The 15,240-nt window shown below is 61.9% G+C and carries 14 protein-coding genes; 10 read left to right on the top strand and 4 right to left on the bottom strand.

The window, feature by feature from the left end; translation table 11 throughout:
* Nucleotides 1-8 precede the first annotated feature (8 nt).
* The 3 genes from secY to map are packed head-to-tail and all read left to right on the top strand — an operon-like array spanning nucleotide 9 to nucleotide 3,002.
* Nucleotides 9-1,505: a preprotein translocase subunit SecY gene (gene secY / locus HZ994_07830; GenBank protein QTN32242.1), complete on the top strand. Its 1,497-nt coding sequence runs from the start codon at nucleotides 9-11 to the stop codon at nucleotides 1,503-1,505.
* 25 nt (nucleotides 1,506-1,530) lie between these two features.
* Nucleotides 1,531-2,166, top strand: a complete 636-nt coding sequence (locus HZ994_07825; protein ID QTN32241.1) for a nucleoside monophosphate kinase — start codon at nucleotides 1,531-1,533, stop codon at nucleotides 2,164-2,166.
* A 32-nt stretch (nucleotides 2,167-2,198) separates the two neighbouring features.
* Entirely contained in the window at nucleotides 2,199-3,002 is an 804-nt protein-coding gene (map, locus tag HZ994_07820; GenBank protein ID QTN32240.1) for a type I methionyl aminopeptidase, read from the top strand.
* Between the two features lie 9 nt (nucleotides 3,003-3,011).
* On the opposite strand, the gene HZ994_07815 is transcribed toward map, so the two are convergent.
* The gene (locus HZ994_07815; protein ID QTN32239.1) at nucleotides 3,012-3,431 is read right to left on the bottom strand and encodes a hypothetical protein; all 420 of its coding nucleotides are present in this window, start codon (nucleotides 3,429-3,431) and stop codon (nucleotides 3,012-3,014) included.
* 666 nt (nucleotides 3,432-4,097) lie between these two features.
* Between HZ994_07815 and HZ994_07810 the strand changes: the two genes are divergently transcribed.
* Both HZ994_07810 and lepA read left to right on the top strand, forming a co-directional pair.
* Entirely contained in the window at nucleotides 4,098-4,793 is a 696-nt protein-coding gene (locus HZ994_07810) for a hypothetical protein (protein ID QTN32238.1), read from the top strand.
* 128 nt (nucleotides 4,794-4,921) lie between these two features.
* Nucleotides 4,922-6,721 (top strand): elongation factor 4, encoded by a 1,800-nt coding sequence (gene lepA / locus HZ994_07805; GenBank protein ID QTN32237.1) that lies wholly within the window; start codon nucleotides 4,922-4,924, stop codon nucleotides 6,719-6,721.
* Between the two features lie 6 nt (nucleotides 6,722-6,727).
* Here lepA and HZ994_07800 read toward each other — a convergent pair whose 3' ends face one another.
* A complete protein-coding gene (locus HZ994_07800) occupies nucleotides 6,728-7,252 on the bottom strand; it encodes a hypothetical protein (GenBank protein QTN32236.1) in 525 nt (174 codons plus the stop codon).
* Nucleotides 7,253-7,500: 248 nt separating this feature from the next.
* Here HZ994_07800 and HZ994_07795 point away from each other — a divergent pair, with 248 nt between their 5' ends.
* The 4 genes from HZ994_07795 to HZ994_07780 are packed head-to-tail and all read left to right on the top strand — an operon-like array spanning nucleotide 7,501 to nucleotide 11,610.
* Nucleotides 7,501-8,013 (top strand): DoxX family membrane protein, encoded by a 513-nt coding sequence (locus HZ994_07795; protein ID QTN32235.1) that lies wholly within the window; start codon nucleotides 7,501-7,503, stop codon nucleotides 8,011-8,013.
* Nucleotides 8,014-8,056: 43 nt separating this feature from the next.
* The gene (pyrF, locus tag HZ994_07790) at nucleotides 8,057-8,836 is read left to right on the top strand and encodes an orotidine-5'-phosphate decarboxylase (protein ID QTN32234.1); all 780 of its coding nucleotides are present in this window, start codon (nucleotides 8,057-8,059) and stop codon (nucleotides 8,834-8,836) included.
* A gap of 12 nt (nucleotides 8,837-8,848) precedes the next feature.
* Entirely contained in the window at nucleotides 8,849-9,751 is a 903-nt protein-coding gene (locus tag HZ994_07785; protein ID QTN32233.1) for an MBL fold metallo-hydrolase, read from the top strand.
* Nucleotides 9,752-9,762: 11 nt separating this feature from the next.
* The gene (locus HZ994_07780) at nucleotides 9,763-11,610 is read left to right on the top strand and encodes a cation:proton antiporter (protein QTN32232.1); all 1,848 of its coding nucleotides are present in this window, start codon (nucleotides 9,763-9,765) and stop codon (nucleotides 11,608-11,610) included.
* Here the strand turns inward: HZ994_07780 and HZ994_07775 are convergent.
* Entirely contained in the window at nucleotides 11,607-12,359 is a 753-nt protein-coding gene (locus HZ994_07775) for a TetR family transcriptional regulator (GenBank protein ID QTN32231.1), read from the bottom strand. The genes HZ994_07780 and HZ994_07775 overlap by 4 nt on opposite strands.
* Before the next feature lie 137 nt (nucleotides 12,360-12,496).
* On the opposite strand from HZ994_07775, the gene HZ994_07770 reads away from it, so the two are divergent.
* Nucleotides 12,497-12,811: a hypothetical protein gene (locus tag HZ994_07770; protein ID QTN32230.1), complete on the top strand. Its 315-nt coding sequence runs from the start codon at nucleotides 12,497-12,499 to the stop codon at nucleotides 12,809-12,811.
* Here the strand turns inward: HZ994_07770 and cadA are convergent, their stop codons facing one another.
* Nucleotides 12,812-15,175: a cadmium-translocating P-type ATPase gene (cadA, locus tag HZ994_07765; protein QTN32229.1), complete on the bottom strand. Its 2,364-nt coding sequence runs from the start codon at nucleotides 15,173-15,175 to the stop codon at nucleotides 12,812-12,814. It lies immediately after the preceding gene.
* Nucleotides 15,176-15,240: the final 65 nt, after the last annotated feature.

The following is a 15,240-nucleotide window of genomic DNA, read 5'->3' as shown; positions in this document are numbered from 1 at the left end:
TCCCGAACATGATCTCAGCCTTTGCGAACACCTGGAAAATCCCCGAGTTGCGGGACAGGATCCTCTTTACCCTCGCCCTCATCGTCATCGTCCGCCTTGGTGTGCACATCACGCTCCCCGGTGTTGATGCGACGGTGATCAAGGCATGGCTGGACAGTGTCTCGAAGGACGCCACCGAGACCGGCGGAGTCACGGCGCTCCTCACCGTTTTCTCCGGCGGCGGCCTCACCCAATGCGGGGTCTTCGCGCTGGGCATCATGCCCTACATCTCGGCATCCATCATGGTGCAGCTGATGACGGCCATCGTGCCGAAGTTCTCCCGGCTCGCCCGCGAGGACGGCGGCCGCCAGAAGATCACCCAATACACCCGTTACATCACCATCGTGATCGCGCTCGTGCAGGGTTTCTTCGTCGCGAAATCACTGATAACGCCGGACAACATCCCCTATATGGCGGGTGTCGAAAAATTCGGCAAGCTCGTGCCAGACCCATCCGCGTCGTGGTTTGCCCTTACCGTCCTCACCATCGTTGCCGGAACCATCCTGCTCATGTGGCTGGGTGACCAGATCACGGAAAAGGGCATCGGCAACGGGATTTCCATCATCATCACGGTGAACATCATTTCCGCACTTCCCGGTGCACTGATCCAGGCATGGGGCTACTTCACCGACGGCGACCCCTTCAAGGCCATCATGATGGTCGTGATGATCGCGCTCTTGCTCATCGTCATCGCCGGCACGATCGCCATCACCCAGGCGCAGCGTAAGATCGCGGTGCAATATGCCAAGCGAGTTGTCGGCCGCAAGCAGTTCGGCGGGCAGACCCAATACCTGCCGCTCAAGGTCAACTATGCGGGCGTGATGCCCATCATTTTCGCGACCGCCGTCCTTTCCCTGCCTCCCATCATGCTCCAATACATCCCCGGTGCTGCTGGCACCCCCTGGGCGACCAAGCTTTACGGCGAGCTCGTCGGCGGCGGGATGTGGTACTACATCCTCGGTGGTGTGGGCATCTTCCTGTTCTCCTATTTCTGGGTGGCCATGATGTTCCAGCCCTCGCAGATCGCGGAAGACCTCAAGCGCAACGGCGGCTACATACCCGGCCAGCGCCCCGGCAAGCCCACTGCGGAATTCCTCGATTTCACGATGACCCGCCTCACTTTCGCCGGTGCGATCTTCCTTGCGGCGCTGTTTTTCCTCCCGGCTCTCATCGGGAAACTCGTCGGCTTGCCGCCGGGATCGCTCGTCCTGCATTTCTTCGGCGGCACTTCCTTGCTGATCATGGTCGGGGTTGTGCTCGACGTCATGAAACAGGTGGAGACCCACCTCCTCCAGAAGCACTACGATGGCTTCCTGCGGAAAGGGAAGCTCAAGGGTCGCTACGACCGCCTGGGTAACCAGAGCAACGCCGCGCCCCGCAATGCCATCGTGTATCTATGGCTGGTCATCGCCGTGCTGATCATACTCGGCATCACGGCTTACATCTACAACAGCACCCATTCCTGATCCCTTCCTGCGGGTAATCCCTCCGATGCGAATCGTCCTCCTCGGCCCGCCCGCTTCAGGTAAAGGCACCCAGGGGCGCCGCCTCGCCGCAAGCCTCGGGCTCGGTTACCTGAGCACCGGGGCGCTCCTGAGGGAGAACATCGAGAACGGCACCGCACTGGGGCTTGCTGCGGAACCCATCCTCGCGCGCGGCGGATACCTCCCGGATGGGTTGATATGTCCCATCGTCGCGGACTGGCTCGTAGCGAACGACGCGGTTTCCGGCTGGGTGCTCGACGGATTTCCCCGCAGCCTGCGCCAGGCGGAATTCCTTGATGCATGGCTCTTGGAAAAGGGTGTGACGCTCGGTGCCGCCGTCGCCCTGGAGGTTCCGTTCGCTGAATTGCTCCGCCGCATCCAGGATCGGGTGGAGTGCCCCGATTGCCGCTGGTCCGGCCAAGGTGCCGATCTCCCGGAACCCGGGAAATGCCCCAAATGCGGGGGTGACGCCGCGCCCCGCGCTGACGACAGCGAGGCCAATTTCCGCAATCGGCACGCGGAGTTCCTTTCCCTCACCGTCCCTGTCATCGACTTCTACCGTGAAACAGGCAGGCTTGTCCCCGTCCCGGCCACCGGTACAAAAGACGAAACCGCCGCCACCATCCTCAGCTCCTTCGCTTAGGGTTTGGCAGCTATCATTCAGAGTTTATCCAAATGCGCACCCGTATCCCCATCAAGTCCCCGAAGGAAATCGAACGCATGCGCGAGTCCGGGCGCATCGCCTCTTCCATACTCCAGGAGCTCGCGGCCACCGTCGCCCCCGGTGTCACCACCAAGGAGATCGATTCCCTAGCTGCGGATCTCATGGAGAAAAACGGCTGCAAGAGCGCGTTCCTGAATTACCGCGGTTTCTCAGGCCAGATCTGCATTTCCGTCAACGAGGAGGTCGTCCACGGCATAGGCGGCCCGCGCCGCATACAGCCGGGGGATATCGTGAAAATCGATGTCGGCATCACCAAGGGGGGCTTCATCGGGGACAACGCGACGACCGTCGCCTGCGGCGAGATCCCATTGGAAACGAAGCGCCTTCTCGCTGTCACCGAGCAATCCCTCTACGAAGCCATTTCCAAGGCTCGCGCGGGCCGCAAGCTCGCGGATCTCTGCGGTGCCGTCGCCGAATACGCCGAGCCCTTCGGCTTCACCATCGTCCGGGAGTTCGTCGGCCACGGGGTCGGCAGGAAGCTCCATGAGGAACCGCAGGTGCCGAACTACCGTCCGCGCGGGAAATCTCCCACACTCATGCCCGGCATGACGCTTGCTATCGAGCCGATGATCAACGCCGGCGTCCCCGGTGTTCGCATCCTGGATGATGGCTGGACGGTCATCACGGAGGACAGGAAGCCCTCCGCCCATTTCGAGCATACCGTCCTAATCACCCACGGCGATCCCGAGATCCTCACCGACCGGCCGCGCCTCGCACTTCCCGAGCAGCTCGGCATCCCGCCGCTGAATGCGTGAGCCGGTTGTTTACCAGCCGCCGTAGTTTTCCGGGATGTGCAGGCTGCCGTCGATGAAGCCGCATTCCATGAGCAGCTCGCCGTGGAGGGGTATGGTGGTGACGCCCAGGCCGGTGTAGCTGGAACCGGATGGGCACACCGGAGGGTTGTCCATGAAAAGGCCGGGGCCGATGATCACATCTTCGCGGGTTCTCCCACCCGGGATGTTGTTCCCGGCTGTGATGCCATAGCTGTTGGCATATCCGCGGAGCGCCTGTTGGCAGTTGCGGATGTTGAGGATGCAGGCGGCCCGGTCGCTGCCTTTTTTCCAGGCGCGGGCGCCTATGAAAAGGATGGAGATCAGGGACAGTAGGACGAGGATCACGACGGTGAGCTCGAGGAGTGTCATCCCGGCGCGGGATGTGGTGCGGGTGCGGTTGTTCGTTTTCATTTTCGGGGGTGTTGTTTGTCGGGGGATTCCCTCTGGGGATGCCACATTTCTACCAAAGCCGGGCTGCCGCATGAATTACGCGAATCCGTATATTTCAGCTACGCAATTGCGGAGGTGGGGGCGGGGTGATTTTCCGCGCCGGATGGTTCATGCGCCGGCTTTGAGATCGGTTTCCGGGAGGCTCCCTTTGATTTCAAATTGACTATTTGCGGGAAAGCCGTTTATGATATATGCGTCCTGATAGAAGGCTGCATAAGTATATGACTCCCTCCGATCTCCCGATGTCCCGCGTTGTTCTCGCCATGTTGGTTCTTCCCCGGATGTTATATGCCGGGTCTGAAACGCTGGTTTATCATTCCTCCTACATCACGCACCCCAATGGCATCTCCCGGAACACCCCTCCCGCCACCGTGACACCGGGCGGGCCGTCAGAGCGCAGTTTCAACGGGTTCAGCGACTTTTCAATCATCCGGCTCAAGGCTTCCTCAGGCATCAGCCGGGTGTTCGTAAAAGCGGAGTCTTTCCGGACGATCAGCCCCCAGGAAAGCTCTTATGCCAGTGTATCGGGACTCAGCATCTGGCAGGATCTTGTCACGATCAATGCCCCGGGGCGCACCGGGCAATCCGGGACGTTCACCGGATCCGTGAGGGTGGGGGGGTACGATTGTGACAAACAACGTCGTGGGATTCTACAACGGGGCCAACGCTGCGGTCAGTGTGTTTTATGGCTTTGAAAGCGAAACCCCGCTGACCACGGATACGGGCAGGGCGAGCGGCGGGCGTTCCGTTGCTTCGCTGGGGGCGGCCGCGGGAAGTTCCACCACCTCGTACTCCGGGGAGATCCTCCCCTTCACGGTGAATTTCACCTACGGCACGCCTTTCCACATAGGCGTGCGGGTGGACGGCTCCGCGACAACGGACGGCAGCCCGTTTGGCACCAACGGGAATTCCATCAGCCCGCCGGGGGGGGCAGGCACCGGATCGGCGACCGTGGACTTTGGGAACACGGTGACTTGGGAGGGGATTTCCTCCGTCTTGGATAACGCCTCCCAACCCGTCGCATCCTACACGATAACGAGTGCTTCGGGCACGGATTACCGCTTCGCCGTCCGTGAGCCGGCCCGCGAAATCCCTTTGGTGGCATTTGTTGATGCGGGGCCGGGAGAGAAAACACTCACCTGGGCTTCCACCGACGGAACCTCGTACCAGCTCCAGACCACCACCGACCTGACCAATTCCGAGGCATGGGAGGATGTCGGTAGCGCGATACCGGCCACAACTACGGAAACATCGGTCACTTTTCCCTTCACTGTGGATGCCTCGCCGCGCTTCTGGCGCATCAAGGAGATAGCAGTCCCCTAAGGGCGGTGTGACCCTTCGGGGCGTGCCTCAATTTTTGAGGAAACGAGCCGCTCAGCAAGGACTTGTGCAGAATCGATTTTTTGCTGCAATTCCGGCGATTTCGTGCAATCCATGCGCCCGCTTCGCCCATGTCCACAGAACTGACCAGAAATTTCTCGATCATCGCCCACATCGATCACGGGAAAACCACGCTCTCCGACCGGCTCATGGAGATGACGAGCACTGTGACGATGCGGGAGACTTCCGCGCAGCAGCTCGACTCGATGGATCTGGAGCGGGAGAAAGGGATCACGATCAAGTCCCACCCCGTCGCGATGGAATACAAGGCGAAGGACGGGAAAACCTACAAGCTCAACCTGCTCGATACGCCGGGTCATGTGGATTTCTCGTATGAGGTTTCGCGCGCGCTTGCCGCCTGCGAGGGCGCGATCCTGATGGTTGATGCGGCGCAGGGGGTCGAGGCGCAGACCGTCGCGAACCTCCACCTCGCCGAGCAGCAGAACCTCAAGATCATCCCCGTCCTCAACAAGATTGACCTGCCTGCCGCAGACGTGCCGAAGTGCAAGAAGCAGCTTGAGGACATCCTCTGCATCCCGGCGGAGGACTGCATCCCCGCCTCGGCGAAGGCCGGCATCGGCATCGAGGAAATCCTGGAGGCCATCATCGCCCGTGTGCCCGCCCCGGTTGAGAACCCGGACAAGCTGCTCCGCGCCACCGTTTTCGACTCCCTCTACGACACCTACCGCGGCGTGGTCTCCTACGTCCGGGTGTTTTCCGGCACGATCAAGCGCGGCCAGCGGGTCAAACTTTTCGCCACCGACAAGACCTACGAGATCAAGGAGGTCGGCGTCTTCACCCCGAAAATGAGCGCCCGCGACATTCTCGGCGCGGGGGATGTTGGCTACGTCATCGCCAACATGAAATCCGCCGCCGAGGTGAAGATCGGCGACACGATGACCGATTCCACACATCCCTGCGCCGAGGCGCTGCCCGGCTACAAGGAGATCCAGCCCATGGTTTTCTCCGGGATCTATCCGGTCGATTCCTCGGACTACGAGGCGCTGAAAACGGCGATGGGCAAGCTCCAGATCAACGACCCCGCCTTCACATTCTCCCAGGAGAGCTCCACCGCGCTGGGCTTCGGTTTCCGCTGCGGCTTCCTCGGCCTGCTCCACATGGAGATCATCCAGGAAAGGCTGCGGCGGGAGTTCGACATGGATGTCATATCCACCTACCCCTCCGTGATCTATCACGTCGATCTCACCGATGGGACGGAAGTGGTGGTGGATAACCCGACGCTCTTCCCCGAGACCCAGGTGATCCAGGAAATCCGCGAGCCCATCGTCAACGTCTACATCATGGTGCCCGGCGAATACATCGGCGACATGATGCAGCTCGTCCTCGAGAAACGCGGCGAGGTCACCAACACGGAGACCATCGACGACATGCGCGTCATGCTTTCCTGCGTGCTGCCGCTTTCTGAAATCCTCGTCGATTTCAACGACCGCCTGAAGTCCCAGACCAAGGGCTACGGCTCCATGGACTACGAGCATGCGGGCTACCGCGCCGCGAAGATGGTGAAGATGGACATGCTCATCGCCGGCGATCCGGTGGAGGCCTTCTCGACCATCGTCCACCGCGACAAGGCGGAGGGATACGGCCGCAAGCTCGCCGAGCGCCTGAAGGAGGTGATCCCGTCCCACCTTTTCGTCGTCGCCATCCAGGCGGCCGTCGGCGGCAAGATCGTCGCCCGCGAATCGATCTCCGCGATGCGGAAAAACGTCACCGCGAAGTGCTACGGCGGAGACATTTCCCGGAAGCGCAAGCTGCTCGAGAAGCAGAAGGAGGGGAAGAAGAAGATGAAGATGTTCGGCAAGGTGAACATCCCGCAGGACGCCTTCATCAAGGTGCTCAAGAGCGGGGACTGAATGCCGCTAGTTGTCGCCCAGGGTGTCGGAAACCAGCTTGCGGCTATCTTCCGATAGCTTGTCCAAGGGGTAATCGACCGTCTTCCCGTTTTGCAGCCTGAGCTTCACGGATGATCCTGTGCGGGAAACGGCCTCCGCACGGATCGTCTTCCCTTCGGAGTTTGTCCAATCCTGCATGCCATGGTTCGCCACATGTGTCCCTGGTGCCGGGCTGGTTTCCTCGGCGGGCGGGAGATTGGCGATTTCGTTTGCCACCTCCGCATCAAGGGTCTTGAAGGCCTTGCCGCCATCCCCGGAGATCTGTTTGTAGCACAGGCCACCTAGCAGCTTTTCGTTCTCCGGGGAGAGCACGGCGACGATGGGGATGATGTTGCCCTTCGATTTGTAGATCGGATAGGTGAGTTGCTTGATGTTCTTGGGCAGCGTCCCACCCTGCTTGGCCGCGTCATCGTCGATGACCAGAACGTAGTCCGATTTCATCCGCTTGAAGACCATCTCGTTGCCCGCAAGGCATTTCGGGCAGCTGGACACGATGTTCGTGATGACAATCGCGATGGGCTTGCCGGATTCCTTGGCCGTCGCCTTTGCTGCTTCATATTCCCCGGCAGTGAAGGACCCGCGGGGTGCTCCGGCACCGGATGCGGAAGTTACAAATGCGACCGCCAACAAAAAGATCCGGTTTAAGTTCACATACCCATTCTGTTCTCGCCGTACCGTTTGTCAAACCACATGTGAAACCGCCCTGGCAGCCGGATTCCGTGAAGATGTGTGATCGGCGAATGGCACATGCCGCCGATGTTGGGAAATCCGTGACAAGCGCCACCCTTGTGCGAGATATTGCGGCCATGGAAATGCGGAAGGACGAAATGCTCGCGCTGGCGCTGCGGGTGGCGATGGGCGCGTATTTCACCTACGCGGGTGGCGAGAAACTTTTCGTCAGCGGGCTGGATCGCTTCGCGGTGGACATCGCGAACTACAAGCTTGTCGGAGAGGGTATGTCGGTGGCCGTCGCCTACATCCTGCCATGGGCGGAGATCGTGGCGGGGATCTGCTTCATGCTCGGGGTGCTGCGCAAGGGCTCCTGGCTGGCTATGTTCGGCTTCGTCACGGTCTTCGCCCTTGCCGTCGGCTCCGCATGGTGGCGCGGGCTGGACATTCGCTGCGGCTGCACCGGCGGGGAGGAAAAAATCACCTACTGGGCCAAGGCGGTGGAGTTCCTTGCGTATTATTCCTCCCTCGCATTCATCGCATGGGTCGGATCGCGGGGGCGAAAAACTCTTCCCGCCCCGTAGGAGTTTGCTTTGCGTAACCGGAAATGCGGGCCAAGGATAGGCCATGCGTTTCACCGAAAAACTGCAGCAACGGATCAAGTCCTCCGGATCGAGGCTCTGCGTCGGCCTTGACCCGCGTCCCGGCGAACACGGCGCGGATTATGCCAAGGATTTCCTCATCCGCGTGATCGGGGAAACCTCCGTCTGGGCCGCCGCCTTCAAGCCGAACATGGCCTACTTCGAGGCGATGGGGATCGATGGCATCCGGGTGCTTGAGGAAATCCTTGCCGAAGTCCCGGAGGAAATCCCCGTGATCCTGGACGCGAAGCGCAGCGACATCGGCGAGACCCAGAAATACTACGCACAGGGATATTTCAACGGCTGGAACGTCGATGCCGTGACACTGAACCCATTCCTCGGATATGATTCCATCGAGCCTTTCCTCGATCACCCCGGCAAGGCGGTCTATCTCCTCGCCGTCACCTCGAACGCCGGCTCGGCCGATTTCCAGCAGCAGCGACTCGCCGATGGGCGGCAGGTGTTCGAACTCGTCACCGCCCTGGGCGAGCGCGCGAAATCCGAAGGCCGCGCTACGGATGTCGGCTACGTTGTCGGGCTCACGAATGCGGAGGCAGTCCTCCCGAAAATGCCGGACGCACCGCTCCTCGTCCCCGGCCTCGGTGCGCAGGGTGGGGATCTCGCCGCTCTCGCCGCCGCGAAACGCAGCGCCCCGGATGTCATCAATGTCTCCCGCGGAATCCTCTACGCACAGGACGAGAAAGGCTTCCGTGCACGGGCGGAGGAGTGGGTGGAAAAAATCGCGCTCGGTTACCCGGGTGCCTGAGCGCCTGCAGAAATGAAACGCTCCCCGGAAAACCGCTACTCCGGCCTCGCCCCTCAGAAGGGCTGGCCCGGGCGCAACGCGAAGTTCCTCCGGCACCACATCGTTCCCGGCATGTTCCGTAAAATGGGTGGCGGAGTGCTTGAACCGGTGCTCACCCCGCCGGATGCCGACCGCGTCCGCATCACATGGATCGGGCATGCATCGTTTTTCCTGCAGTTCGCCGGGCACTCGGTCGTCGTCGATCCGAATTGGGCGAAATGGCACGGCCCGGTGAAGAGGCAGCGGCATCCGGGACTTCCGCTGCATGGCGTGCCGGAGGTGGATCTGGTGCTCGTCACCCACGCCCACTTCGACCACCTGCACAAGCCCAGCCTGAAGATCCTGCGTGCCACGGAAGGGATCGTCGTCCCCATGGGCAGCGCATCGCTCGTGAAAAAACTCGGTTTCCCCGCGATCCATGAGGTCAAGGTCTGGGACGAGCTGGAGATCGCCGGGATGAGCGTCGTCCACACACCCAGCCACCATTGGGGCGCGCGCTATGTGCATGACACCCACCGCGATTACGGAGGCTACATCGTCAACGCCGGCGGCAAGAGCGTCTTCCACTGCGGCGACAGCACCTATTTCGATGGCTTCGCGGAAATCGGCAAAAGGCACAGGATCGATGTCGCGCTCATGCCCATCGGCGCCTACGATTCGCCCAGCGGCCGCGATGTGCACATGAACCCGGAGCAGGCAGTGCGCGCCTTCGCGGATCTCGGCGCGAAAGTCCTCATCCCCATGCACTACGGCACCTTCCCGCTCGGAAATGAAGCCTTGCAGGAACCCGTCGAACGCCTGCTCACCGAGGCCGACCGCCTCGGCATCAGCGACCGCGTCCTCATCCCCGAGGAAGGTGTCGGCATCGAGTGGTAGATTTTCTTATTATGTCACCCCTAGCATACCTCACCCTGATCCTGATCCTAGGCGTTGCAGCGCAGTGGATCGCATGGAAATTCAAGCTGCCCTCCATCCTCCTGCTGCTCGGCTTCGGCTTCGCTCTCGGGCAGTTTTCCGGCGTCCGCATCGATGATTTCCTCGCGCCCGGAGACGGCCATACCAGCCCGCTGCTTTCGGCCGTCGGGCTGTTCGTGGCCATCATCCTCTTCGAGGGTGGGCTGACCCTGAAATTTTCCGAACTCAGGGTCTCCGGCCTGCCCATCCTGCGGCTCTGCACGCTCGCAGTGATCTTTTCCATGTCGCTGACCACCGCCTTCATGGTATTCGCGCTCGGCTATGACATCCGCCTCGCCGCCCTCGTCGGCAGCATCCTCACCGTCACCGGGCCCACGGTGATCGCGCCGCTGCTGCGCCATGTGAACCCCACCCGCAAGATGGCCGCGATCGTGAAATGGGAGGGCATCGTCGTCGATCCCATCGGGGCCATCCTCGCCGTGCTGGTTTTCAAGATCGCCATCGCGGGGAACATGGCGATCGCGCAGGCGGACGTCCTGAAATCGCTCGGCATCATGCTTGCCGTCGGCGTGGCCGGTGCGCTGGTGCTTGCGAAAGGGGTGGAGCTGATGCTGCGCCGTCACCTGGTCCCGGATTACCTCCAGCCGGTGTTCCTGCTCGCCGTGGTGGCGCTGGCCTTCACCGGATCGAACATGCTTGAAAAGGAGGCGGGTCTGCTGACGGTGACTGTCCTTGGCATCGCCCTCGCGAACCAGCGCTCCGTTTCCGTGCGGCATATCCTGGAGTTCAAGGAAAACCTCCGCATCCTGATCATCTCCGCGCTTTTCATCGTCCTCTCCGGGCGCATCTCGGCCGCGGAGCTCGGCGGCGTGTGGCTCAAGGGGGTTTGCCTGCTCGGCTTCCTCGTCCTCATCGGCAGGCCGCTCTCGGTCTTCGCATCGCTGGTTTTCTCGAAGAGGACCAGCCCCAAGGAGCGCACCTTCCTGGCCTTCCTGGCACCGCGCGGCATCGTTGCCGCCGCCGTCACCTCGATCTTCGCGCTGGAGTTCGAGGAGGCCGCGCTGGCGGGAAGCTTCGGGGAGCTTTCGCCGGTGATCCTCAGGCAATCCCATGAGCTCGTGGCGCTGGTGTTCCTCATCATCGTCGGCACCGTGCTGATCTATGGCTTGGCCGCCTCGCCGCTCGCCCGCCACCTCGGACTCGCGGCGAGGAACGCCAGCGGGATCCTCTTCGCCGGGGCGGATCCATGGGTGCGCATGGCCGCCAAGGCCCTCCACGACGATGGCCACCGCGTGCTCCTCCTGGATACGAATTTCCCCAACGTATCCGCCGCAAAAATGATGGGCCTGGAGGCGCAGCGGGCGAACATCCTCTCCGAGTTCGCCGAGGAGGAGCTGGATCTCAATGGCATCGCCACCCTCGCGGCGGTGACGACCAACGACGAGGTGAACTCGATGGCCGCGCAGCGTTTCATCCACCAGTTCGGGCGCGGCGGTGTGTGGCAGCTCGCGCCGCTGGACCGCGAGGGGCACCACAGGAAATCCATATCCGACGAGATCCGCAGCCAGAACCTTTTCATGGACAGGCCGGATCACGCCCTGCTCTCCAAGATCGTCGCGGAAGGCGGGCAGATGAAAAAATCCCAGATGACGGAGAAATTCGATTTCGCGAAATTCCGGGAAACCTACCCCGCTGCCATCGTAATGTTTCTCGGCGATTCCAAGGGCCTGCGCCCCGCTCCCAACCAGCTGACAAAAGCCCCCGAAGGCACGGTGATCTACGCACTCATCCCGAAAGAAGGCTTGCCTGCCCCTGCCTAGAAATCGAAGAGCATCCCCTGGGCCTCGTCCTCTTTGGCCTCTTTCAGCTGGGGCTCGGCCTCCGGCTTTTTCGCATTTCCCGCCACGCAAAGCCCGCGCAGCCCGAAGGCGATCCAATGCTCCTGCAACGCGGAGAGATCCGAGGAGTCCGCGCAGGCGATGAGGGACTGTGCCAACCCCGCCTCGAAGAACGCCCAGTCGGCTGGCCGGACTTGCGGCATCGCGCTGAGATACAAGGCACTTGTGTCCCGCCGTTCCATCGCGAGCGCGCCAGGCAGCGCCTCATCAGGCAGCGCCAGGATGCGCCCCGCGAGACGAGGGAAAAGCGGGGCCTGCATGCCGAGGGAGGCTGCGGTTTCCGCAATGGCGGTCACGTAGGAACGCACCAGGGATTCGGTGGCGGTGCGTTTGTCGGCGCTCTCCAGCGCTTTCCTGCGTGCCGAGCAAAGGGGATCGAGGAGTTTTGCGATGACCATATCCATCAGCCCCTCGCGGCTGCCGAAGTGGTAGTTCACCGCTGCCACGTTCGCCCCGGCGGCACCCGTAACATCTCTCACCGAGACGAAATCGAAGCCTTTCGCGGCCACAAGGATTTCCGCAGCGTCCAGCAACTTTTTCTTGGCTCCGCCCTCCGGCACTTTCGTAACACGCACCCGCACATGCCACGTTCCGCCGGTGCCTTTGTCAATCCCCGCCGTGCATGGCGGCTGGAACTCCGGAGATGCGCCGTGAATCTTGGCACGATGCATGCTTTCCTTATCGTTGGCGGTCCGACTGAGACGCCTCGGGTTATTGGGTTTTCCCTGTGGCTGATCCGTCGGGCCGCTTTTCCGTGCCCGGGTTTCAAGGTTTGATTTTCCGCTGGATGGGTTAGCTTCGGCACGGAATGAGCGGCAATGAACCAACCATCGAGGCGGAGGTCGTCGAGATCGACGGAATCGCCGTGGAGCCGAAACCCGTTCGGGAGGAATCCGCAAAGGGCGCCCCCTGGGCGCGCTGGGGTAACTGGCAGGGGCAGGTGAAGAGGCTGGACGCGAGGTGGTGGCCGCTCTGGATCGTCCTGGGATCCATCGCGCTGGTGCTCATCGTGGCTGTCGGGATGGTTGCCGTGGTGCTCTTCGTCGCCTTCCGGATGTTCGTTGGCCTGGTCAATGGGATCGCGAGGCTGTTTTTCCCATCGCAGGGCCTGGGGCGCCGCTGATCAGATTGCAGATCTCCCTATCATCAGCAGGCGCAGGCCGTTGAGGCAGACGATGACGGTGCTGCCCTCGTGGCCGACGACGCCGATGGGCAGCGGCAGGGCGAAGCCGAGCGCGGCGATGACCAGTGTGATGATCACGGCGGCTGAAAACACGAGATTCTGGACGAGGACGCGCCTTGCGCGGCGCGAGTGGCTGAGGAGGAGGGGGATGTTTTCCAGGCGGTCGCCCATCAGCACCACGTCGGCGGTTTCCATGGCGACATCGGTGCCTGCGGCTCCCATTGCTACGCTGAGATCGGATGTGGCGAGGGCGGGGGCGTCGTTCACACCGTCGCCGACCATCATCACGCGGCCCTCCTTCTTGAGCTCGACGATGACCTTCAGTTTGTCCTCCGGCAGCAGCTCCGCCTGGATCTCATCGACTCCCGCCTCCTCGGCGATGGTCTTCGCCACGAGCCTGTGGTCGCCGGTGAGCATGACGACTTTTTTCACCCCGAGCTTGTGCAGCTGTGCGGTGAGCTCCCGTGCTTCGGGGCGTATCGTATCGGCCATGGCGAGGACGGCGAGGGCGGTGACCTTGTCGCCTTCCCGCAGGCCGAGCCAGATGCAGGTGCGGCCTTTTTCCTGGAGGGGTTTGGAGAGCTCGGCGAAAGAATCGAAGCCCACGGCCTTGATCTCACGGAACCAGCGTTCGCTGCCGATGGCGTAGCGCTTGTCTTCGATTGTGGCTTCGGCGCCCTTGCCGGTGGTGGATTGGAAGGCGGTGGCAGGTGGGGAGGTGATTTTCAGTTTCTTCGCCGCGACAACAACGGCATGGGCGAGCGGGTGCTCCGATCTCTCTTCCAGCCCGGCGGCGATGCGCAGGATTTCCATGGCCTCCGGCGGAAGGTCGTCGCCGAACTCATGCCGCCCCTTTGGCGAAACGATTTCTGTGAGCGAGGGCTTGCCGACGGTGAGCGTGCCTGTCTTGTCCACTGCTACGATGTCTATCGTAGCTGCGCGCTCCAGGTGGGATCCGCCCTTGATCAGGATTCCGCGCCGCGCCGCGCCGCCGATGGCGGAAAGGACGGTGGCCGGGGTGCTGATGATCAGCGCGCACGGCGAGGCGACCACCATGATGGTCATCGCCCGGTAGAACGCGGGACCAAAGGTTTCTCCCCAAAACAGCCATGGCACGAGGAACACGCCGATCGTGAAAAGGATGACCCCCATCGCATACCACTGCTCCGCCTTTTCCAGGAAGCGCTGGGTGCGGGATTTTTCCGCCTGCGCCTCGGCGACGAGCTTCACCATCCGCGCCAAGGCTGAGTCATCCGAGCGCTTCGTGACGGTCAGCTCGATGCCGCCGCTTTGGTTGATTGTTCCCGCGAAAAGAGTGCTGCCGGGGTTCTTCGTCACCGGCATGGACTCGCCGGTGAGCGAGGACTCATCGACGTGGGTACTGCCTTCCGAGAGCGTGCCGTCCACCGGGATTTGCTCGCCGGGTTTCACCACCACCGTCTCGCCGATCTCCAGTTCCTCGACCGGCACCTGGACGACAGTCCCATTGCGTTTCACAAACGCATTGTCCGGCCGCAGCGTCAGCAGGGACTCGATGGCGCGGTGGGTGCGCTCCATGGCGTAGCGCTGGAGGACGTTGGAAAAGCCGAAGAGGAACAGCAGCAACGCACCCTCGAAAGGCGCACCCACGATGGCGGCGCCAATGGCCGCGAGCACCATCAGCACGTCCACATCGAGTACTTTCTCCTTTAGCGATGCGATGGCGGATTTCACCCCCTCCTGCCCGGCGAAAACGTAGGCTCCGAGGTAGAGGCCATGCGTCCACCAGTTCACCCCGGAAATTTTCTCCACCGTGAAAGCAGCTATGAGGAACAGCAGGCCGAGCCCGCAGGAAATCTCCTCGTTCAGCTCGCCGGAGCGGATCTTTGCGGCGAGCGGTTTCTCCTCCTTTTTCCCGAGCTCAAGCGGCCCGATGTTTGCTCCCGTCTCCTTCAGTCCGGCTATGACATCCTTCTCCGGGGCAACCGATGAATCGAAAGTGAGGCAGAGCACCTTGCCGAGGTAAGTGGCGGTGGCGCGGCGGACTCCGTGGATCTTGCCGACCTTTTTCTCCAGCTTCAGCGCACCCGCCTCGCAGCCGGAGCTTTCGAGCCGGAAGCTGAGCTTCTTCAGTTCCATCGCAAGCCCGGAGGCGTGCTCCGATGCAACATCCCTCAGTTCGTCTTCGCTGAGGCGGCTCGGATCAAACTCGATTTCCAAACGTCCATGCGCCGGATCCGCTCTGACACCGAGTATCCCCTCATGGTCGGCAAGGTCGTGGATCTCCTCGCCGAGGATGTCGGATCCTTCGTTTTCCGGTTTCATCTCCGGCAAGCATAGGTGATCCGTTGGAAAGATCTAGCCGGGAATGTCCGGGCGCTTTTCGCGGT

The organism is Akkermansiaceae bacterium (genome assembly GCA_017798145.1).
Lineage (GTDB): Bacteria > Verrucomicrobiota > Verrucomicrobiia > Verrucomicrobiales > Akkermansiaceae > Luteolibacter.
This window is presented reverse-complemented; position numbering and strand designations above follow the sequence as displayed.

Coding starts and splice junctions, on each gene's coding strand:
- map (QTN32240.1), top strand. CDS start 2,199: ATGCGCACCCGTATCCCCATCAAGTCCCCGAAGGAAATCGAACGCATG.
- HZ994_07825 (QTN32241.1), top strand. CDS start 1,531: ATGCGAATCGTCCTCCTCGGCCCGCCCGCTTCAGGTAAAGGCACCCAG.
- cadA (QTN32229.1), bottom strand. CDS start 15,175: ATGAAACCGGAAAACGAAGGATCCGACATCCTCGGCGAGGAGATCCAC.
- HZ994_07775 (QTN32231.1), bottom strand. CDS start 12,359: ATGCATCGTGCCAAGATTCACGGCGCATCTCCGGAGTTCCAGCCGCCA.
- HZ994_07770 (QTN32230.1), top strand. CDS start 12,497: ATGAGCGGCAATGAACCAACCATCGAGGCGGAGGTCGTCGAGATCGAC.
- HZ994_07815 (QTN32239.1), bottom strand. CDS start 3,431: ATGAAAACGAACAACCGCACCCGCACCACATCCCGCGCCGGGATGACA.
- HZ994_07795 (QTN32235.1), top strand. CDS start 7,501: ATGGCACATGCCGCCGATGTTGGGAAATCCGTGACAAGCGCCACCCTT.
- pyrF (QTN32234.1), top strand. CDS start 8,057: ATGCGTTTCACCGAAAAACTGCAGCAACGGATCAAGTCCTCCGGATCG.
- HZ994_07780 (QTN32232.1), top strand. CDS start 9,763: ATGTCACCCCTAGCATACCTCACCCTGATCCTGATCCTAGGCGTTGCA.
- lepA (QTN32237.1), top strand. CDS start 4,922: ATGTCCACAGAACTGACCAGAAATTTCTCGATCATCGCCCACATCGAT.
- secY (QTN32242.1), top strand. CDS start 9: ATGATCTCAGCCTTTGCGAACACCTGGAAAATCCCCGAGTTGCGGGAC.
- HZ994_07785 (QTN32233.1), top strand. CDS start 8,849: ATGAAACGCTCCCCGGAAAACCGCTACTCCGGCCTCGCCCCTCAGAAG.